This is a genomic window from Kribbella sp. NPDC051137 (assembly GCF_040682535.1).
Taxonomy (GTDB): Bacteria; Actinomycetota; Actinomycetes; order Propionibacteriales; family Kribbellaceae; genus Kribbella; species Kribbella karoonensis.
The window spans coordinates 1-19,909 of the sequence record NZ_JBFBBI010000009.1; the positions used below are offsets into that span (position 1 = coordinate 1).

At 69.7% G+C, this 19,909-nt stretch carries 15 protein-coding genes and 1 rRNA gene; 4 read left to right on the top strand and 12 right to left on the bottom strand.

Annotated features, from left to right (window positions below):
* The 3 genes from AB0M51_RS39925 to AB0M51_RS39935 all read right to left on the bottom strand — a co-directional run.
* Positions 1 to 93: ribosomal RNA gene (locus tag AB0M51_RS39925) — 16S ribosomal RNA — on the bottom strand; the annotation flags it as partial.
* Positions 94 to 686: 593 nt separating this feature from the next.
* Complete coding sequence (gene tyrS / locus AB0M51_RS39930) at positions 687 to 1,979, bottom strand: tyrosine--tRNA ligase (protein ID WP_344198176.1); 1,293 nt, start codon at positions 1,977 to 1,979, stop codon at positions 687 to 689.
* Between the two features lie 60 nt (positions 1,980 to 2,039).
* Entirely contained in the window at positions 2,040 to 3,077 is a 1,038-nt protein-coding gene (locus AB0M51_RS39935; RefSeq protein WP_344198178.1) for a phosphatase domain-containing protein, read from the bottom strand.
* Between the two features lie 109 nt (positions 3,078 to 3,186).
* On the opposite strand from AB0M51_RS39935, the gene AB0M51_RS39940 reads away from it, so the two are divergent.
* On the top strand, positions 3,187 to 4,134 hold the full coding sequence (locus tag AB0M51_RS39940) for an LLM class flavin-dependent oxidoreductase (protein WP_344198180.1): 948 nt from the start codon (positions 3,187 to 3,189) through the stop codon (positions 4,132 to 4,134).
* Here the strand turns inward: AB0M51_RS39940 and AB0M51_RS39945 are convergent.
* From AB0M51_RS39945 to argC, 8 genes are read right to left on the bottom strand one after another with little or no spacing between them, the layout of a single operon-like run.
* Complete coding sequence (locus AB0M51_RS39945; RefSeq protein WP_344198182.1) at positions 4,131 to 4,802, bottom strand: DNA-3-methyladenine glycosylase; 672 nt, start codon at positions 4,800 to 4,802, stop codon at positions 4,131 to 4,133. The genes AB0M51_RS39940 and AB0M51_RS39945 overlap by 4 nt on opposite strands.
* 10 nt (positions 4,803 to 4,812) lie before the next feature.
* Entirely contained in the window at positions 4,813 to 6,240 is a 1,428-nt protein-coding gene (gene argH / locus AB0M51_RS39950; protein ID WP_344198184.1) for an argininosuccinate lyase, read from the bottom strand.
* 11 nt (positions 6,241 to 6,251) lie between these two features.
* Entirely contained in the window at positions 6,252 to 6,761 is a 510-nt protein-coding gene (locus tag AB0M51_RS39955) for an arginine repressor (protein WP_344198186.1), read from the bottom strand.
* Positions 6,758 to 7,723 (bottom strand): ornithine carbamoyltransferase, encoded by a 966-nt coding sequence (gene argF, locus AB0M51_RS39960; RefSeq protein ID WP_344198188.1) that lies wholly within the window; start codon positions 7,721 to 7,723, stop codon positions 6,758 to 6,760. Before argF ends, AB0M51_RS39955 begins: the two co-directional genes overlap by 4 nt.
* Positions 7,723 to 8,922: an acetylornithine transaminase gene (locus AB0M51_RS39965; RefSeq protein ID WP_344198189.1), complete on the bottom strand. Its 1,200-nt coding sequence runs from the start codon at positions 8,920 to 8,922 to the stop codon at positions 7,723 to 7,725. The genes argF and AB0M51_RS39965 overlap by 1 nt, the downstream gene beginning before the upstream one ends.
* On the bottom strand, positions 8,919 to 9,794 hold the full coding sequence (gene argB / locus AB0M51_RS39970; protein WP_344198191.1) for an acetylglutamate kinase: 876 nt from the start codon (positions 9,792 to 9,794) through the stop codon (positions 8,919 to 8,921). Before argB ends, AB0M51_RS39965 begins: the two co-directional genes overlap by 4 nt.
* The gene (argJ, locus tag AB0M51_RS39975) at positions 9,791 to 10,993 is read right to left on the bottom strand and encodes a bifunctional glutamate N-acetyltransferase/amino-acid acetyltransferase ArgJ (RefSeq protein WP_344198193.1); all 1,203 of its coding nucleotides are present in this window, start codon (positions 10,991 to 10,993) and stop codon (positions 9,791 to 9,793) included. The genes argB and argJ overlap by 4 nt, the downstream gene beginning before the upstream one ends.
* Entirely contained in the window at positions 10,990 to 12,021 is a 1,032-nt protein-coding gene (gene argC / locus AB0M51_RS39980) for an N-acetyl-gamma-glutamyl-phosphate reductase (RefSeq protein WP_344198195.1), read from the bottom strand. Before argC ends, argJ begins: the two co-directional genes overlap by 4 nt.
* Before the next feature lie 118 nt (positions 12,022 to 12,139).
* On the opposite strand from argC, the gene AB0M51_RS39985 reads away from it, so the two are divergent.
* The 3 genes from AB0M51_RS39985 to AB0M51_RS39995 are packed head-to-tail and all read left to right on the top strand — an operon-like array spanning position 12,140 to position 14,127.
* Entirely contained in the window at positions 12,140 to 12,694 is a 555-nt protein-coding gene (locus tag AB0M51_RS39985) for a carboxymuconolactone decarboxylase family protein (protein ID WP_344198197.1), read from the top strand.
* On the top strand, positions 12,691 to 13,575 hold the full coding sequence (locus AB0M51_RS39990; protein ID WP_344198199.1) for an RNA polymerase sigma-70 factor: 885 nt from the start codon (positions 12,691 to 12,693) through the stop codon (positions 13,573 to 13,575). The genes AB0M51_RS39985 and AB0M51_RS39990 overlap by 4 nt, the downstream gene beginning before the upstream one ends.
* Positions 13,576 to 13,608: 33 nt before the next feature.
* Positions 13,609 to 14,127: a GNAT family N-acetyltransferase gene (locus tag AB0M51_RS39995; RefSeq protein WP_344198201.1), complete on the top strand. Its 519-nt coding sequence runs from the start codon at positions 13,609 to 13,611 to the stop codon at positions 14,125 to 14,127.
* 1 nt (position 14,128) lies between these two features.
* On the opposite strand, the gene AB0M51_RS40000 is transcribed toward AB0M51_RS39995, so the two are convergent.
* Entirely contained in the window at positions 14,129 to 19,852 is a 5,724-nt protein-coding gene (locus AB0M51_RS40000; protein ID WP_344198203.1) for an Ig-like domain-containing protein, read from the bottom strand.
* Positions 19,853 to 19,909: the final 57 nt, after the last annotated feature.

The window sequence follows — 19,909 nt, forward strand, 5'->3', positions numbered from 1 at the left end:
TCGTGTACCCCCGAAGGGGCCTTACCGCTCGACTTGCATGTGTTAAGCACGCCGCCAGCGTTCGTCCTGAGCCAGGATCAAACTCTCCGTTGAAATCTATATGTCAACCACAGCAAGCTGTGGAAAACAGACTACTTTGAGTAGATCCTTTGAACATCAGAAACAAATCAAACTGACTTGAATCCAGAAATATTTCAAAGGAATCCGCCACAGACAACAACCACCCGCACCCATCCCTGAAACCAGGGGGGCTTAGGAAGATCGTTCAACGCCTGTGGACGGGGTTAATGCATCTTTCGGCATTGACTTTCGGCACGCTGTTGAGTTCTCAAGAATCGGACGCACACCGCAGCTTGGCCTTGCAGCCAGGCTCCCGGGGCAACCTGCGTTACTCTACCGGACCAGATCCACCGAGTCAAGACCCAGTTTTTCTCGATCCCCTCCCGCGTCCAGTCGGCCGACCCGAGTCCGAAGACACGATCCGGCTGAGCTAGCCTTTGGGGGTTTTGGAGCGACCGGCCGCTTTCGCGTCCCGCGCCTCGCTTCCAACAAGAAGAACATTACGTGGATCGCAGGTGGCCGGTCAAATCGGCCCCCGGTGCGCTGAATCACAGCCGTGCAATTTGCCATCGGCGGCCCGGATGTGGGAGTGGACTCCCCATCCCGCGTCCGGGCAGCGACAGGCTTCAGCCCTGGGTGGGTGAGGCCAGAACCCCTGCAAATGAACGCTTCCCACGCCGCAGCACCAGCACGCCGCCCGGGAGCAGGTCGTCCGCGGCCGGCACGTACTCCGCGTCCTTCACCTTCTCGTTGTTCAAGTACGCCCCGCCCTCGGACACCGTCCGCCGGGCCGCCGACTTACTCGCGACCAGCCCGGACTTCACCAGGAGGTCGCCGTACGTCGGCATCTGTTCACCCGCGCCCAGCTCCACGTGCGGCGCCTCGCGCAACGCCGCGACGAGTGTGGCGCCGTCGAGCGACGCCAGCTCCCCCTGGCCGAACAGCGCTTTCGACGCTTCCTGCACGCGCCGCGTCTCCTCGGCGCCGTGCACCAGCGTCGTCACGTCCTCCGCCAGTACGCGTTGCGCTTCGCGGGCCTGTGGGCGTTCGGCAGTTGCCTGCTCCAGTGCGGCGATCTCTTCCGGCGTACGGAACGTGTAGTACCGCACCAGCTGCATCACGTCGCGGTCGTCGCTGTTGAACCAGAACTGGTAGAACGCGTACGGCGTCGTCAGCTCGCGGTCCAGCCACACGGTCCCGGACTCGGTCTTCCCGAACTTGGTCCCGTCCGCCTTGGTGACCAACGGGGTCGCCAAGGCGTGCGCCTTGCCCTGCTCGGTACGGCGGATGAGCTCGACGCCGGCCGTCAGGTTCCCCCATTGGTCGCTGCCACCGGTCTGCAGCGTGCAGTTGTGTCGCCTGTACAGCTCCAGGAAGTCCAGCGACTGCAGCAGGACATAGCTGAACTCCGTGTAGCTGATGCCTTGCTCCAGCCGCGCCTTCACCACCTCACGGCCGAGCATCCGGTTCACCGGGAAGTGCTTCCCGATGTCCCGCAGGAAGTCGAGGGTGTTGAGGTCCTTGGTCCAGTCGTAGTTGTTGACGATCCGGGCGGGGTTCGGCAGCGACTGGTCGAAGTCGATGAACTTCTCCACCTGCCCGCGCACCCGCTCGACCCACTCGTGGACGAGGTCCTTGGGGTTCAGCACCCGCTCGGACGTCTCCTTGGGGTCGCCGATCAGCCCGGTGGCGCCGCCGACGAGTCCGATCGGGTTGTGGCCGGCGAGCTGGAGCCGGCGCAGTGTCAGCAGCTGCAGCAGGTTCCCCATGTGCAGGCTGGGCGCGGTGGGGTCGAAACCGACATACGAGGTGATCGGCCCCGCCGCCATCGAGGCCCGGAGGGCATCTGGATCGGTGGAGTGGGCGATCAGGCCACGGCTCTCCAGGTCGTCAAGTACCTGAGTGCGGCGTTCGGTCACTAGTTCTCTCCTCGAGTACGTCGGTCACTACTAGTGTCCTGTACGGCGAGAAGCGACCGGTCAGGTGGTCTCAGGACGCGTGAGCACCGACCGCAGTTGCGGACGGAGCGCATGCCCGTCCGGCCCCTGCACCGTGACCGCCGTCGGCCGGTGCGGATCGTGAGCGCCAGGGTCCGTGTTGGGCACGGGTAGACCGTGCGACAGGACCTGCTCCGCCGGTGTCAGCTGGCGGATGCCTATAGCGAGCACGTGGTCCGGGTGCGTCTGTGCGAAGTCGCCGTACAGCTGGGGGTCGTGTTGACCGTCGTCACCGACCAGCACCCACCGCACCTTCGGGAATTCACGTGCCAGCCGGCGCAGGGCAGTCCGCTTGTGCTCCTGTCCGCTGCGAAACCAGCCTGTGTTCGTTGGTCCCCAGTCCGTCATCAGCAGCGGCCCGGGCGGGTACCCGTGCCGTGCGAAGAAGCGGGTCAGCGTCGGTGCCGTGTTCCACGCACCTGTCGACAGGTAGAACATCGGCGCACCAGGGTGGTCCGCCAGCAGCTCTTCGTACAGCCCTGCCATCCCCGGTACGACGCGGCGTGCCTGCTCGTCGCGGACGAACGTGTTCCAGGCGGCGATCAGCGGACGCGGCAGCATCGTCAGGATCACCGTGTCGTCGATGTCGCTGACCAGGCCGAACGTCGCGTCCGGATCCGGTACGAAGATCCGCGCCCGGGCCTGCCGGTCGCCGTGCACGCCCAGCACGATCTCGTGCCACCCCGGTGGCAGTACCACCGGGACCGTCAGGTCGATGAAGCCGCCGCGGTCGGTGACGGTGTCGAACGTCTGGCCGTCGACCGTCACCGTGACCGGCACCTTCGTCGCCGGCGCCGTCACGAACGCGCGCCAGCCGCGCACCACCTGGTCCTCGTCGTACCGCGGCTGGTTGCGCGGGTCCCGGCCGAGCACCACGCGCGCGAGCACGCGGACGAACTCTGTGTTGCCGTACCCGACCTGCGGGATGATCCGCTCCTGCCAGCCACGCCGCCGCAACACCACCTGCACCCCGGCGTTGAACCAGTCCTCGAGACGGGATGCGTAGTGCGGACGGGCCATACCAGAAACCTACCTGGAGCACGGGCCGCCGGTCCTCCTCCCCCGCGGGCCGTGGACACCTTTGACCTGGCCTTCACAAAGTGTCGGGAGCACCGCCTACCGTCTATCCATGACCGCCATCGGAATGTGCTTCCCGCGTACCTATCCGGCCGCGCTCGTCACCGACGTCGCGCGTCGCCTCGACCAAGGCGGCGCGGACGAGCTGTGGATCATCGAGGACTGCTTCTTCACCGCCGGCCCGTCGCTGGTGTCGGCCGCGCTGACGTCGACCGAGCGGTTGATCGTCGGGCTCGGGATCGTGCCGGGCGTGGTGCGGACGGCGGCCGTCACCGCGATGGAGTTCGCGACGCTGGAGGCCCTCGGGCCGGGGCGGTTCCTGCCCGGCATCGGTCATGGGGTGCAGTCGTGGATGGGCCAGATGGGGGTGCGGCCGAAGTCGCCGCTGACGGCACTCGAGGAGGTGACGACGAGCGTCACCCGGTTGCTGCGCGGCGAGGAGGTCAGCTTCGAGGGCAAGGAGGTGTACCTCGACAAGGTGAAGCTCGACGCCCCGCCGGCCGTGGTGCCGCCGATCCTGCTCGGCGTCCAGGGGCCGAAGTCGATGGCGCTCGCCGGACGGGTCGCCGACGGCGTCGTACTCGCGGAGCCCGCGACGGCGGCGTACGTCAGGCAGTCGGTGGAGTACGCCGGATCGCCCGAAGGGTTCGTGGTGGCGACGTTCACGGCGATGTGCGTGCGGGACGACCGGAAGGCGGCGTACGAGTGGACCGCGCCGTGGCTCGGGTGGCGGATCGCGGACAAGGCGCCGCAGCTGACCGCGTTGCCGTTCTTCGACGAGCTGCGGAAGTTGTACGAGGCCGGCGGTGAGGCCGCGCTCGTCGGGATGCCGCGCGACTGGTGGACGGCGATCGGCGCGATCGGGACGGTGGAGGACGCGGCCGCGCATCTCGACGGATTGGAGGCGGCCGGGGTGGATCACGTCGGGCTGTTCCCGGATCCGGAGGTGGAGCACGGGATGCCGCAGCTGGACTACGTGCTGGAGTTGGCGCGGCGTTAGGCCCGCTTCTTGGGGACGTGCGGCCGGTACGGCGAGACCGTGGGGTCGTTCGGGATCCAGAAGCGCCACGGGCGGTCGGCGGCTTCGCGGAGGCCGACGCGGGGGCCGGTTGCCGGTACGCCGTCGTAGCCCGGGCCGTCGAGGAGCTGGATGGGGGCGTTCTTCGCCAGGAGGTCCGTGCCGTTGCCTTCACGTCCGATGCCTAGGGCAACGCAGAGGCGGGCGGGTCCGCGGGCCAGGTCGCGGTCGGGGTTCGGCTTGGGGAGCTTCGCGACGGGGCCTTTGCGTACAGCGGACTGGTTGAAGGCGGCGGGTTGCTCAACGGGGTGGCCCCGGCGGGCGCGGGCGAGGTCGAGACCTTCGACGACCTCGCCTGCTCGCAGTAGCACGGCGGACGGTTTGCCGTCGGGGCCGGCGACGACGTTCATGCAGAAGTGCATGCCGTAGGTGAAGTAGACGTACAGGTGTCCGGGCGGGCCGAACATCACCTCGGTGCGAGCGGTTTCACCACGGTAGGCGTGCGAGCCGGGGTCGTTGGCGCCGTCGTACGCCTCTACTTCGGTGAGGCGTACGGCGACTGTCCCGTCCGGGGTGGTGCTTCGCAGCACCATCCCCAGAAGCTTCGGCGCCACTTCCAACACAGGCCCAGCCAGAACAGAACGCCGCATGCGCAGCACCTTAAGCGAGGCGGGTGGCGTGTTCGGTCAGGCGGGTGTGGAGTTCGGTCAGCTGGGCTGCTACCTGGGGTTGGGCGGTGCCGCCGCGGGTGTTGCGGGAAGCCAGGGAGCCCTGGACAGTGAGGACGCTGCGGACCTCGGGGGTGAGGTGGGGGGAGATCGCGGCGAGGTCTTCGTCGGTGAGGTCCCAGAGTTCGATGCCGCGCTTTTCGCACTCCTGGACGCAGGCGCCGGCCAGTTCGTGGGCGACGCGGAACGGCACCCGCTGGCGGACCAGCCACTCGGCGATGTCGGTCGCCAGCGAGAAGCCCTGGGGTGCGAGTTCCTCGAGGCGGGCGGTGTTGAAGCGGAGGGTGCGGATCATCCCGGTGAACGCGGGCAGCAGCACCTCCAGCGTGTCGATGGAGTCGAAGACCGGCTCCTTGTCCTCCTGCAGGTCGCGGTTGTACGCGAGCGGCTGCGCCTTCAGCGTCGCGAGCAGGCCGCTGAGGTTGCCGATCAGCCGCCCCGCCTTGCCGCGGGCGAGCTCCGCGATGTCCGGGTTCTTCTTCTGCGGCATGATGCTCGACCCGGTCGAGAACGCGTCGTCCAGCTCGACGAACCCGAACTCCTTCGTCGCCCAGATGATCACCTCTTCGGCCTGCCGGGACAGGTCGACGCCGATCTGCGCCAGCACGAACGCGAACTCGGCCACGAAGTCCCGCGACGAGGTCCCGTCGATCGAGTTCGCCGACGAGTTCGTGAAACCAAGCTCCTGAGCAACAAAAACAGGGTCCAGCCCCAGCGAGCTCCCCGCCAGAGCACCCGAGCCGTACGGCGAGTCCGCCGCGACCCGGGCGTCCCAGTCGGCCAGCCGGTCGAGGTCGCGGATCAACGGCCAGGCGTGCGCCAGCAAGTGGTGCGACAGTAGGACGGGCTGTGCGTGCTGCAGGTGGGTACGCCCCGGCATCGCCACACCGAGGTGCCGCTCAGCCTGGTCGGCGAGCGTGGAGATCTGGTCGACGAGAAGCCGAGCAACGATGCGCCCGTGGTCCCGGAGGTAGCTCTTGAAGAGCGTCGCGACCTGATCGTTGCGGGACCGGCCGGCGCGCAGCCGCCCCCCGAGCTCCGGCCCGAGGCGGTCCAGCAAACCGTGCTCCAGCGCCGTGTGTACGTCTTCGTCAGCCTCAGCAGGCAGGAAGCGACCAGCGAGCACGTCCGCCAGCAACTCGTCGAGCCCCGCCAGCATCGCGGCCAGGTCGTCGTCCGACAGCAGTCCCGCGCGGTGCAGCACCTTCGCATGCGCCTTCGACCCCGCAATGTCGTACGGCGCCAACCGCCAGTCGAACTGCGTCGACTTGCTCAGCGCCGCCAGCGCGTCGGCCGGACCGCCTGAGAAGCGTGCCCCCCAGAGGGCGGTGTCCCGGGCGGCGTTGTCTGCACTACTCACAACAAGATCCTCTACTTCGGTTCGCGGGCGGCGAGGGACAGGAAGCGGGCGGCCAGGTCCTGGCCGCCGGTGGGGTTGCGGGAGACGACCATGACGGTGTCGTCGCCGGCGATGGTGCCGAGAACGTCGTCCAGACCCACGTGGTCGATCGCCGACGCGAAGTACTGGGCCGCTCCCGGCGGGGTTCGGAGAATCACCAGGTTGGCGCTGCCCTCCGCGGACACCAGGAGCTCGGACGCGACCCGGGCCAGCCGCGCCTCGAAGGCAGCGGCCTCACCGGCACGCGGCGTACGGTCGCCGCCCTCCCCCGGTACGGCGTACACGAGCTGGCCGGTCGCGTCCCGGACCTTGACCGCACCGATCTCCACCAGGTCCCGCGACAGTGTCGCCTGCCCGACCACCAGGCCGGACGCGGCGAGCAGGTCGGCCAGCTCGGTCTGCGACCGCACCGGCTGCCGCCCGAGCAGATCGACGATCCGCTGCTGCCGCGCGGTCTTGGTGGTCGGTACGGCAACGCTCATCCCTGAAAACTCCTCGCCAACAGCCACGACAGCAGCGCCTTCTGCGCGTGCAGCCGGTTCTCGGCCTCGTCCCAGACGACCGACTGCGGTCCGTCGATGACGGCCGCTTCGATCTCCTTGCCACGATAGGCGGGCAGGCAGTGCAACACGATCGCGTCCGGCTTCGCCTTCGCCAGCAGTTGCTCGGTCACGGCGTACGGCACGAACGGCGCCTCGCGGTCGGCCGCCTCGGCCTCCTGCCCCATCGACACCCAGGTGTCGGTCGCGACCACATCAGCACCGTCCACGGCCGCCGCGGCATCCGCGGTCCACGCAACGGATCCACCCGTCGAGGCGGCGATCTCCGCGGCCCGGGCGAGGATCGCCGGGTCCGGCTGGTACTCGTCCGGCGAGCCGACCACGACGTGCATGCCGGCGGTCGCGCCGCCGAGCAGGTACGAGTGCGCCATGTTGTTCGCACCGTCGCCGAGGTACACGAGCTTCAGCCCGGCCGTCGAGCCCTTGTGCTGGCGGACGGTCTGCAGGTCGGCGAGGATCTGGCACGGATGGAACTCGTCGGTCAACGCGTTCACGACCGGCACCGACGACGCGGCCGCCATCTCCTCGATCCGGGTCTGCGCGAACGTCCGCCAGACGATCGCCGCGACCTGCCGGTCCAGCACCCGCGCGGTGTCCGCGATCGGCTCGCCGCGGCCGAGCTGCGACGTCTGCGCGTCGATGATCAGCGGCGACCCGCCGAGCTCCGCGATCCCGACCGCGAACGAGATCCGCGTCCTGGTCGACGTCTTGTCGAAGATCACCGCGACGGTCTTCGGCCCTTCGAGCGGTTTGTGCCCGTGCCGATCGGCGGCCAGCTGCGCAGCCAGCGTGAGTACTTCGTCCTGCTCGACCGGCGAAAGGTCGTCGTCCCGCAGGAAGTGTCTAATGGCGGACTCGCTCCGCTCGCCCGGCTGCCGCACCATCAGCCCTCCACCTTGTCGAGCAGCCCGGGGAGGGCCGCGACGAAACTGTCTGCGTCAGCCTTGCTCAGGATGTACGGCGGCGCCAGCCGCAACGCGTTCGGTACCGGGTTGTTGATCACGAACCCGGCCTCCAGCGCGAGCGCCGCGACCTGGTCGGACACCGGCGCGGTCAGCTCGATCGCGAGCAGCAGCCCCCGGCCGCGGACGCCGGCGAGCTTCGGGTGGTCGAGTGCGGTGATCGAGGACATCAGGTGGTTGCCGATGGCATTGACCTGGTCGAGCAGGCCGTCCCGCTCGATCACGGTCAGTACCGCGAGCCCGGCGATCGCCGCGACCGGGTTGCCGCCGAACGTGGTCCCGTGGTTCCCCGGCTGCAGCAGGTCCGCGGCCGCGCCGAGCCCGATGCACGCGCCGATCGGGATGCCGGCGCCGAGGCCCTTCGCCACGGTCACCAGGTCCGGCGTGATCCCGTCCCGCTGGAAAGCGAACCAGTCGCCGGTCCGCCCGATCCCGGTCTGGATCTCGTCGATCCACAGCAGCGCGCCGTGCTCGGAGGTGATTCGCCGGGCTGCCTGCAGGTACCCGTCCGGCGGTACGACGACGCCGTTCTCGCCCTGGATCGGCTCGAGCACCACGGCCGCCGTCTCGTCGTCGACCGCGGCGGCCAGCGCCTCGGCATCGCCGTACGGCACGAACTCGACGTCACCCGGGAGCGGCGCGAACGTCTCGCGGTACGCCGGCTTCCAGGTGACCGCGAGTGCGCCCATCGACCGGCCGTGGAAGGCGCCGATCGTGGAGACGATCTTGGTCCGGCCGGTGCGCCGGGTGATCTTGAACGCGGCCTCGTTCGCCTCGGTGCCGGAGTTCGTGAAGAAGACCTTGCCCGGCGCGTCGAAAAGACCGAGCAGTTTCTCGGCCAGTGCGATCTGCGGCGCGGAGGCGAAGAAGTTCGACACGTGGCCGAGGGTGGCGAGCTGCGAGGTCACCGCGGACACCACGAACGGGTGCGCGTGGCCCAGGCAGTTCACCGCGAGCCCGCCGAGCAGGTCGAGGTACTTGTTGCCGTCGGCATCCCACAGGTAGGCGCCCTCGCCGCGGACCAGCACCCGCTTCGGAGCTCCGAAGGTGTTCATCAAAGCGCTCGAATAGCGCTCCGACAGCGCGGCCTGCGTGCCGTCGACAGTGAGCAATTCGGTCATGAGGGGATCACCTGGGTTCCACTTCCGGCGTCGGTGAAGATCTCGAGGAGCAGTGAGTGCGGGACGCGCCCGTCGATCACGGTCGCCCGGGACACGCCCGACCGGACCGCGCGCAGGCAGGCCTCCATCTTCGGGACCATGCCGGACGCCAGCGACGGCAGCAGCTCGGCGAGTTCGTCGGTGTCGATCTGCGTGATGATCTCGTCGCTGTCCGGCCAGTTGCGGTACAGCCCGGCGACATCGGTCAGTACGACGAGCTTCTCGGCCCCGAGCGCCGCCGCGAGCGCAGCGGCCGCGGTGTCGGCGTTGACGTTGTGCGCCAGGCCGTCCTCGTCCGGCGCGATCGTCGACACGACCGGGATCCGGCCCGCGTCGATCAGGTCGATCACCGCCTCCGGCCGGACCTCGACGACGTCACCGACCAGGCCGATGTCGACCTGTTCACCGTCGACCAGCGCGGTACGGCGTTCCGCCGTGAACAGGCCCGCGTCCTCGCCGGACATCCCGACCGCGAACGGGCCGTGCGCGTTCAGCAGCCCGACCAGCTCCCGGCCCACCTTGCCGACCAGCACCATGCCGACGACGTCCATCGCCTCGGGCGTGGTGACCCGAAGCCCGCCGCGGAACTCGCTGTCGATGCCGAGCCGGCCGAGCATGTCGCTGATCTGCGGTCCGCCGCCGTGCACGACGACGACCCGGACCCCGGCGTACCGGAGGAACACGATGTCCTCGGCGAACGCGCGCTTGAGCTTCTCGTCGATCATCGCGTTGCCGCCGTACTTGACCACGACGGTCTTGCCGTGGAACTCCTTCAGCCAGGGCAGTGCCTCGGTGAGGACGGCGGCCTTCTCGATCGGATCCGCGGGAATCATGAGGAGTACGCCGAGTTCTCTTCGACGTACGCGTGCGACAGGTCCGTGGTGAGCACGGTCGCGGACGCCGGGCCCGCGTGCAGGTCGATGACCACGTCGATCTCGAGCCCGCTGAGGTCCGCCTCGGAGCGGTCGACGCCCTTGCCGCCCGCGACACAGATGGCCGCGCCGTTCAGCGTGATGTCGAGCAGCGCCGGGTCGAACGCGGTGGGCGCGTTACCGACCGCCATCGCGATCCGTCCCCAGTTCGGATCGGAGGCGAAGAACGCCGTCTTGCACAGGTTGTCCTCGGCAACGATCTTCGCGGCGGCCAGCGCCTCCGCCTCGGACGCCGCGCCCTGGACCGTGATGCTGACGTGCTTGGTGACGCCCTCCGCGTCCGCCTGCAACTGCTTCACCAGGTCAGCAGCCAGGGCGGTCAGCGCAGCCTCGAACTCCTCGGGCGTCACGGTGATCCCGGACGCGCCCGAGCTGAGCAGCAGCACGGTGTCGTTGGTCGACGTACCGCCGTCGACGTCGAGCCGGTTGAACGTCTTGCCGACCGCGTTCCGCAGCGCGTGGTCGAGGTGCGGCTGGTCGAGGACGGCATCGGTGGTGATCACGCTCAGCATCGTCGCCATGTTCGGCGCGCACATGCCGGCGCCCTTCGCGAAGCCGCCGATGCTCCAGCCGTCCGGGTGCGTGAGCGCGGCCTGCTTCGGGACGTTGTCGGTGGTCATCACCGCCGTCGCCGCGGCGAGCCCGGCGGCAGCATCGTCGCCGAGGGCCGCGACGGCTGCGTCGACACCCGGCAGAAGCTCGTCCATTGGAAGCCGTTCGCCGATCAGGCCGGTCGAGCAGACGCCGATCTGCGCCGCACCGACGCCGAGCACGGCAGCCAGTTTCTCGGCGGTCTTGTGGGTGTCCTGGAAACCTTCCGGTCCGGTGCACGCGTTGGCACCACCGGAGTTCAGTACGACGGCCTTCAACGCGCCGGCGGTCAGCACCTGCTGCGACCACAGCACCGGCGCGGCCTTCACCTTGTTCGTGGTGAAGACGCCGGCGGCGACGTCGTGCGGGCCGTCGTTGACCACGACGGTGAGGTCCGGCGTACCGGCTGGTTTGATCCCGGCGATCACCCCGGCCGCGCGGAAGCCGGCCGGCGCGGTGACCCCGGCGCTCCGATCGACTTGAGTGGTCGGGGTGACTGCGACGGTCACGGGGCTACTCCTACGAGGGGCAGGGCCAGGGTCTCGTCCAGACCGGTGGCCAGGTTCATGCACTGCACGGCGGCGCCGGCGGTGCCCTTGGTGAGGTTGTCCATCGCGGCCACGACAACGGCGCGGCCGGTGCGCTGGTCCAGGGCTACTTGCAACTGCACGGTGTTCGCCCCGAGGGTGGCCTGCGTCTGCGGCCACTGTCCCTCGGGGAGCAGGTGGATGAACGGCTCGTCGGCGTACGCGTCCTCGTAGGCCTTCCGAAGCGTGCTCTCGTCGGTGCCGGAGGTGACCGGCGCGCTGCAGGTCGCGAGGATCCCGCGGGCCATCGGCGCCAGCACCGGGGTGAACGAGACGCTCACGGGTACGTCGGCGTACGGCGTGAGGTTCTGCTCGATCTCCGGGGTATGACGGTGGACGCCGCCGACGCCGTACGCCGAGGCGGATCCCATCACCTCCGCGCCGAGCAGGTGCGCCTTCGGGGCCTTGCCCGCGCCCGACGTACCACTGACCGCGACGACCACCAGTTGCGTGGCGTCGACGAGCCCGGCCTGTACGGCGGGGAGCAGGGCGAGGGTGGAGACGGTCGGGTAACAACCCGGTACGGCGACTCGGTTCGACCCGCGGAGCTTGTCCCGTTGACCTGGGAGCTCCGGGAGCCCGTACGGCCACGAGCCGGCATGCTCGCCGCCGTAGAACTCGATCCACGCCTCGGCCTCGACCAGCCGGAAGTCCGCGCCGCAGTCGATCACGGTGACGTCATCCCCGAGTTGCTCGGCGATTCCGGCGGACTGTCCGTGCGGGAGGGCCAGGAACACCACGTCGTGACCGGCGAGGTTCTCCGCCGTGGTCTCGACCAGGATGCGCCCGGCCAGCGGCACGAGGTGCGGGTGGTGCGCGCCGAGCGCCGTACCGGCGTTCCCGCCGGCGGTCAGCGCGCCGATCTCCACCTCCGGGTGGCTGCTCAGCAACCGGAGCAGCTCGCCCCCCGCATATCCGCTGGCACCGGCCACCGCCACCTTGACGCTCATGTGAATGAGTATGCCATGATCCGGAAGAATATCCAACGACGGATGTGTTGTGACCCGGCTCATGTCACAGCCTTCCACAGTCGCGTGTCCGTAAGAGGGACGACGACTGGAGGGTGAGATGGCGCGGATCGGGATGGAGCACAAACGAACGTGGTTCGTCCGGCTGGCCGAGTGGGGCAGCCGGCGGAAGTACGGGGAGGTGCTGGATCCGGGGAAGGCGGCGCTGCACAACCGGCGGGTGCTGACCACGATGCTGATGATGGAGGGGTCCGCCGCCCGGTGGAACACGCTGGACCCGGGGCTGAAGGCGCTCGCGGTGATGGTGACGTCGGCGCGGATCGGGTGCACCTGGTGCATGGACTTCGGGTACTGGGAGTTCCATCACCAGGGTGTCGACCAGGCCAAGCTGCGGGAGGTGCCAGGGTGGCGGGACAGCGACGTCTACTCGGATCTGGAGCGCGCGGTGATGGACTACGCCGAAGCCATGACGGCGACCCCACCGGAGGTCACCGACGAGCAGGTCGAGCGGTTGCGCGCCGACCTCACCGACGAGCAGCTGGTCGAGCTGACGGCGATCGTCTCGCTGGAGAACTACCGCTCGCGGACGAACGCCGCGCTCGGCCTGACCAGCCAAGGCTTCAAGGAGTACTGCGAACTGAGGCCGGTGCGGTGACCGACGACCAGCTCGCGGCCGAGTTCGCCGAGCACCGCCAGGTGCTGGTCGGGGCGGCGTATCGGGTGGTCGGGAGTGTCAGCGACGCGGAGGACGTGGTCCAGGAGGCCTGGCTGCGTTGGTCCGCCGTCGAGCACGACGACATCCGCGACCCGCGCGCCTACCTGATCCGGATCACCACCCGGCTCGCGCTCAACAAGCTCCGCGAGCAGAAGGCCCGGCGGGAGCAGTACGTCGGCCCGTGGCTGCCCGAGCCGCTCGCGGTCGACGACGACGATCCGGCCGCCGCGGTCGAGCTGGCGGACTCGGTCAGCATGGCGATGCTCGTCGTACTCGAGACGCTGTCCCCGCTCGAGCGCGCCACGTTCGTCCTCCGGGAGGTCTTCGAGCTGCCGTACGACGAGATCGCGGACACGCTCGGGCGGTCGGAGTCCGCCGTACGGCAGCTCGCCCACCGGGCCCGGGAGCACGTGCACGCCCGGCAGCCGCGGCACCGCGTCGACAAGGCCCGGCACGACGAGCTGACGATGCGGTTCATGCAGGCCGCCGGGTCCGGCGACTTCGACGAGGTGGTCGCGCTGCTGGCGCCGGACGCCGTACTGATCAGCGACGGCGGCGGCAAGAAGCGGGCCGCGTTGCGGCCGATCCAGGGCGCGGAGAAGATCGCCCGCTGGCTGTTCGCGGTGCTCGCGGACAACCCGGGGTTCGAGATCCGGATGGCGACGCTGAACGACGAGCTCGCCTACGTCGCGTACTTCGACGACCAGCCGGACACCGTCACGTTCATGACGAGCGCGGACGGCCGGATCACCGAGCTGTACCTGATCCGGAACCCGGACAAACTCGGGACCGTGCCGTTGATGCACGACTTGGAGCCGTAAGCTATCTGCAACTCAGTCGCAGATGGAGGTGCGGTGAAGTACCTGGAGGCAGAACCGGACGAGGCACTCGATCCGGGATTGCGGGCGGACCTGCTGGATACGTGGGTGGCGGCCACCAACGCGGGCGGCGCGGTCGGCTACACGGCGCCCGCGCCGGTGGACGAGATCGCGCAGAACCTGGACGGCGCCCTCGGCCGGGTGGCCGCCGGACTGGATGTGCTCGGGGTGTTGCACGACGGGGAGCGGTACGTCGGGATGGGGATGCTGGTGACCCGCGACAGCACGCTGCAGCCGCACTGGCGGACGGTGTTGCGGGTGATGGTGCACCCCGACTGCCAGGGGCAGGGCGCCGGGCGGCTGCTGATGGAAGGGCTGCGCGGCTCGGCGAACGATCTCGGGCTGGAGCAGCTGCAGCTGACGATCCGCGGCGGTCTCGGGCTGGAGAAGTTCTACGGGCCGCTCGGCTACCGCGTCGTCGGCACGCACCCGCGCGCGGTCCGCGTCGCCCCGGACGACTACCGCGACGAGATCATGATGGTGACCGACCTCTGACTCACTTCCGGGTGCGGGCGAGGACCAGGAGGGTGGCGCCGAGGGCGGCCAGCAGGGTGCCGAGCGTGAGGATGACGGCGGGCGGGCCGCCGGTCGGAGGTAGGTCGGCTCGGTTGTAGCGCAGCGGCTGGTCGACCGGCTCGGCGCCGACGGTGAACTTCACCGGGGCGGCGGTCGTGCCGTCGGTCTGGTAGGTCATCTTCGCCGTCCCGGTGAACGCGGCCACCGGCTTCAGCGTGACCGTGCCGTCGGCGCCGACCGTCCAGGTGCCCGCGCCGTTCGTGACGTTCTTCGAGCACGTGCCGGTCGGCGTCCGCAGGCAGACCGAGCTCGGCCGGATCGTGCCGCTGTCGTTCAGCAACGGGTTCACCGTGACCGGGTTGCCCGGCGTACCGGTCGCCGCGTCCGGCGCCGCCTTGGCGAGCAACGGACCGGCGACGGTCACGTCGAGCAGCGCGGTGTCCGAGGTGTCGTTCGCATCGGTCACCCGGTAGACGAGCGCCCGCGTCGTCCCGGCGAAACCCTTCGCCGGGGTGTACGTGACGGCGCCGCCGTCGCCGACCACGAAGGTGCCTTCGCGTGGCACCGTGACGGACTTCTTCTCCTTGCCGTCCTTCGGATCCCGCAGTACGACGGAATCCTGGCGCAGCGGCGCGGACAGGTCACCGGGCTTGTCGTTGCCGAGCACGTTCACGACTACCGCCGTGCCGAACGCCGTCTCGGCGCTGTCGTCGACGACCACCGGGCGTACCGGCTGCACCGTCACGGTGACGGTCGAGCGGGCCGCGTTCCGGTCGCTGTCCTTGATCTCGTACGCGGCCGGCTGCGCGGTCCCGGAGAACGTCGGCTCCGGGCTGAAGGTCACCTTGCCGCTCCCGACGACGTACGACCCCTGGCCCGGCACGGCCACCTGGTCGACGAGCGCTCCGTCCGGGCCGACAAGCAGCAGTGAGTCCGGATCGAGCTTCGCGCCCGGGCCGGGCCGGTCGTTCGCCAGCGGATCGACGGTCACCGCGACGTGCTGTTTGGTGCGCGCCACGTCCGGCATCGCGATCGGCCGGGCCTGGACGGTGACCGTCAGCGTCCCGGAGCCGACCGTTCCGTTGCGGTCGGCAACCTGGTAGCCGACCGGGACCGCGACACCGGCGTACCCGTCCAGCGGCGCGAACCGGATCGCGCCGGACGGCTGCACGGTGAACGTCCCCTCCCCCGGTACGACCAGAGCCGGCAGCGGGGAGCCTGTCACCGGGTCGATCAACCGGACACTGCCCGCCACGAGCGGTGCGCTCGGGTCGCCCGGCGCGTCGTTCGCGAGGATGCCGACGGTGGTCGCGGTCTCGTACGGCGTGGTCGCGAGGTCGTCCTTGATCGCCGGGACGACCGGCGCGACGGTCGCGGTGACCGTGGCGCCGGCGAGGTTCCCGGTCGTGTCCTTGACCCGGTACGCGACCGAGACGACCCCGCGATACGCCGGCTCCGGGTCGAAGGTGACCTTGCCGGCCTTCACCGTGAACACGCCCTGCCCGGGGATCGCCACCTTCGGTCCCCACGCCGCGCCGTACAGCTGGAGCGACGCCGGGTCGAACTGCGCGCCGGTCCCGGGCTTGTCGTTGGCGAGCGGGTCGATCGTCACCGTCACGTTCTGCTTGGTTCCGACCGGGTCAGGCGACGCCGTCGGGCCTTCGCCGACCGTCACCAGCAGCAGGCCGTCCGCGGTCGTCCCGTTCGCATCGGCGATCCGGTACGTCGTCGGCGTGGTCACGCCGTGGAACCCGTTCGCCGGCGTGAACTTCACCGCCCCGTACGCGTCCACGGCGTACGTTCCCTCGCCCGCTCGGGTCAGTGTCTTGCCGTACCGACCGGACGCGTCCTTCAGGACGACGCTGCCCGGCCTCAGCGGGGCCGAGGGATCGCCGGGCTTGTCGTTCGCCAGCACGTTCACCGTGATCGCCCGCCCGTACGGCGTGATCGCGGAGTCGTCCGCAGCTACCGGGGTGACCGGCGTGACGGTCATGCTCAACGTCGAAGCGGCGTAGTTCCCGTCGGAGTCGGCGACCCGGTAGGCGATCGGGGTCGCCTTGCCGCGGAACGAGGGCAACGGGTCGAACTCGATCGCACCACTCGGCCGCACCGCGTACGTGCCCTGCTCGGCAACTGTCACCTGCTTCGCGGATCCGTTCAGGCCGACCGATGCGTGGTCGAGTGTCGCGTCCGTACCCGGGCGGTCGTTGGACAGCACGTTCACCGTCACGGTCACGTTCTGCAGCGTGGAGGCGGTGTCGGCGATCGCGATCGGCGGCTGTCCGACGGTGACCGTCAACCGGGCGCTCGCCTTCGTCCCGTTCGTGTCGGCCACCTGGTACGTCAGCGGCGTACCCGGACCGCGGAACGTCGCACTCGGATCGAACTGCACCGCTCCCCCGGCGGCGGTGTACTCGCCCTCGTTCGGGATCCGCACTGCTTCCTTCGCCAATCCGTCGGCCGGGTCGACGAGCTGCAGGCTGCCCGGCACCAGCGGTGCGGTCGGATCGCCCGGCTTGTCGTTGGCGAGCACACTCACCGTGACCCGCTTGCCGTACGGCGTGCGCGCGGTGTCGTCGGCCGCGACCGGGGTGACCGGCGCGATCGTGACCGTGATCGTCGAGCGCGCGGTCTGCCCGAACTCGTCGGAGACCCGGTATGTCACCTTGGCGCCCGCACCGGTGAACGCCGGCAGCGGATCGATCGTGACCGTGCCGTCCGGGTTGACCTGGTACGTCGCCTGGCCCGGGATCTTCACCAGCTTGTCGAGCGAACCGTCCGACGGATCGACCAGCGTGAGGCTGTGCGGGTCGAGGGCGGTGCCGACACCGGGCAGGTCGTTGGCCAGCGGGCTCAGCCGCAGCGGGACGTTCTGCTTGCCGGTCGCGGTGTCAGGCTCAGCGGTCGGCGGGGCCGGTTTGGCGACGGTGACGGTCAGCGTCGCGGTAGTCGTCGTACCGTTCACGTCGGCGACCCGGTAGGTGACCGGGGTCGCGGCGCCGGTGAACTTGGGCGCCGGGGTGACCTCGATCGTGCCGTCCGCGGTTGTCGTGTACTTCGCCTGGCCCGGCATCACCAGCGTCGCCGTCGGCAGCTTCGTGGTCGGGTCGATCAGCCGCACGGTACTCGGCACCAGCGGTACCGACGGGTCGCCGGCATCGTCGTTCGCGAGCACCGGAACGGTCACCCGGGTGCCGTACGCCGTGCCCGCGGTGTCGTCGGACGCGTCCGGCTGGACCTTCGTCACGCGGACCGTCAGCGTCGAGCGCCCGACCGCGCCGTTGCTGTCGGCAACCTGATAGCCGACCGGGGACGCCGTACCGCTGAAGGACGGGAGCGGGTCGAACAGCACCTTGCCGTCGGCTTTCACGATGTACTTGCCCTGGCCGGGGACGACGAGCGACAGCACCGGCTGGGTCGCGGTCAGCAGCCGGACCGTCCCGGGCCGCAGGGCGGCGCCGGTCGGTCCGGGTTCGTCGTTGTCGAGGACGGGTACTGCGACGGTCCGACCCTGCAGGGTGGTGATCGTGTCCGGGTTCGCGACCGGCGGACCGGGTGCGGCGACGGAGACCGTCAGCTCGGCGCGGGCCGCCGTACCGTTCTTGTCGAGGACTTGGTAGGTGATCGGCGTACCGACACCGGTGAAGCCGTGCAGCGGGTCGAACGTGACCTTGCCGTCGGCCACCAGGTACTGGCCCTGGCCGGGGATCGTCAGCTTGTCGACAATCTGCTTGCCGACCGGATCGACCAGCCGCAACGTCGCCGGCACCAGCGGCGCGTCCGGCGAGCCGGGCAGGTCGTTGTCGAGCACCGGTACGACGATCGCGGTGTCGAACGCGGTCGAGACCGAGTCGCCGTTCGCGGTCGGTGTCACCGGGGTGACCGTAACGGTCAGCGTGGACTCGACCGTCTGCTTCGTGGTGTCGGTGACGCGGTACCCGAGCGACGTGCCGACGCCGGTGAACTGCGGCTTCGGGACGAAGTCCACGCCGCCGTCCGGCTTCACCACGTACGTGCCCTCGCCCGCGATCACCACCTGCTTCTTGAACGTGGCGTCGGCGGGATCCCGCAGTACGACGGAGCCCGGGACGAGCTGCACGCCCGCGGCAGCGTGGTCGTTGGCGAGCGGTTTCACGGACACGCTGACGTTCTGCGGGGTGGTCGCGGTGTCCGGCAGAGCGACCGGGTGGTCGGGCAGGGACACGGTCACGGTGAGCTTCGCGGTCGCCGTCGTACCGTTGCTGTCGGCAACGCGGTACGTAACGGGCTTCGCCGGACCGACGAAGCCAGGCACAGGCTCGACGCGGACCGTGCCGTCGGAGTTCGCGACGTACTTCGCCTGGCCGACCACGTTCAGCATCTGCGCGCATTGTTGACTGTCGACAATGCACAGCGTCCCGGGGACGAGTTGCGCAGCCGGATCGCCGGGCTTGTCGTTCGCGAGCACCTTGACCACGACAGCGGCACCGAACCCGGTTGCGGCGGTGTCGTCGATCAGCACCGGCGAGGGCGGCGGCGTGATCGCGAACGGGTAGTCCTCGACCTCACCGGCGTCCGCCGCACCGGTCGGCTTCTCGACCTGCGCCTCGTTGTAGCCGACCCGCACCCGCGCGTACGACGTACCCGCCTTCGGTGCGATCTCGGACCAGCGCAGCGTGACCGTCGACTGCTTCGCCGCGAACGCCGCACAGGCCCGCTCGCCCTGGTCGAAGATCCTGTTGACGTTGAAGTCGATCCACCCGCACGCCCGCCCGGCCTTCGACGCACCGGTGAGGTGCAGGTCGGCGGCGTACGACGTCCGCCCGGTGTGCAGCGGCTTGAACACGACGCCGTCGCCGGGCCGCGGTGTGACCGCGCCGGCAGTGCCGTTCGGGACGTCCGCGTTGTCCTCCGGAGCATCCGCGCCGAGGCGTACGTCGCTCAGTACGGACCAGGCGCTGCCGTACGACGCGGGCGCGTGGCTGAAGTTCTCGGGCGCGGAGGCGACGATCGAGAAGACGTCGCCGGACGAGCCGTTGTTCAGCGCGGGCAGCTTCGGGTGCTTGGTGAACACCGCGGAGACGTCGAAGCTGACCTCGGTGACGACGCCGTTCACGCGGACCGAGCCGCACGCGGCGGTCGCGGACGTGTCGAGGCCGGACGGCGACTTGGTGTTCACGCAGTTCGGGCCGGTGTCGTGGTTCGCGGCGGTGATCGTGTCGCTGGTGACCGCGAGGTTGTTGCCGGTGCCGACCTTCGTGAGGCTGAGGCCGGCGGTGCCGAGCTTCAGGACCGCGTGCAGCTCCGACTGCGCGACGGTCGTGCCGCTGACGGTCCGGGTGACCGATCCACCGAGGCCACCGAGGTGCAGGACCGGGTTGCGGACCGGCTGCGAGAACGCGATCGTCACCGTGCCGCGGTCGCCGCAGCCACCGGTGGACGCGCAGTCGCCGGTGTTCACCACCACGTCCTGCGCGGGCGTGCCGGTCGCGATCGCCGGCCGATAGGTCGTCGGGCCGATCCCGCGGAAGCCCGCGTTCGTCGGGTCGCCGAGCTCGGTCTGCCCGCTGACCGTGATCGTCTGCCGCAGCCCGGAGCCCGGCATCACGGTGGTCGCGCCGGCGTTGAACGGCGCGGCCGGTACCTCGTAGGCGTTCGCACTCAGAGTGCCGAGGCTCAGCAGGCCGGTGACAAGAAGAATGGCCCCCGGTCGGGTTGCCCGCATGTGTCCAGCCCTCCCGAGCAATCACGATCGACGCTGCGGCCGCGGGCGGGCGAGCCT

What these genes read in the sequence shown, in the direction of transcription:
- AB0M51_RS39935 (WP_344198178.1), bottom strand. Translation starts at nt 3,077, where the DNA reads ATGGCCCGTCCGCACTACGCATCCCGTCTCGAGGACTGGTTCAACGCC.
- AB0M51_RS39940 (WP_344198180.1), top strand. Translation starts at nt 3,187, where the DNA reads ATGACCGCCATCGGAATGTGCTTCCCGCGTACCTATCCGGCCGCGCTC.
- AB0M51_RS39945 (WP_344198182.1), bottom strand. Translation starts at nt 4,802, where the DNA reads ATGCGGCGTTCTGTTCTGGCTGGGCCTGTGTTGGAAGTGGCGCCGAAG.
- AB0M51_RS39955 (WP_344198186.1), bottom strand. Translation starts at nt 6,761, where the DNA reads ATGAGCGTTGCCGTACCGACCACCAAGACCGCGCGGCAGCAGCGGATC.
- argF (WP_344198188.1), bottom strand. Translation starts at nt 7,723, where the DNA reads ATGGTGCGGCAGCCGGGCGAGCGGAGCGAGTCCGCCATTAGACACTTC.
- AB0M51_RS39965 (WP_344198189.1), bottom strand. Translation starts at nt 8,922, where the DNA reads ATGACCGAATTGCTCACTGTCGACGGCACGCAGGCCGCGCTGTCGGAG.
- argB (WP_344198191.1), bottom strand. Translation starts at nt 9,794, where the DNA reads ATGATTCCCGCGGATCCGATCGAGAAGGCCGCCGTCCTCACCGAGGCA.
- argC (WP_344198195.1), bottom strand. Translation starts at nt 12,021, where the DNA reads ATGAGCGTCAAGGTGGCGGTGGCCGGTGCCAGCGGATATGCGGGGGGC.
- AB0M51_RS39985 (WP_344198197.1), top strand. Translation starts at nt 12,140, where the DNA reads ATGGCGCGGATCGGGATGGAGCACAAACGAACGTGGTTCGTCCGGCTG.
- AB0M51_RS40000 (WP_344198203.1), bottom strand. Translation starts at nt 19,852, where the DNA reads ATGCGGGCAACCCGACCGGGGGCCATTCTTCTTGTCACCGGCCTGCTG.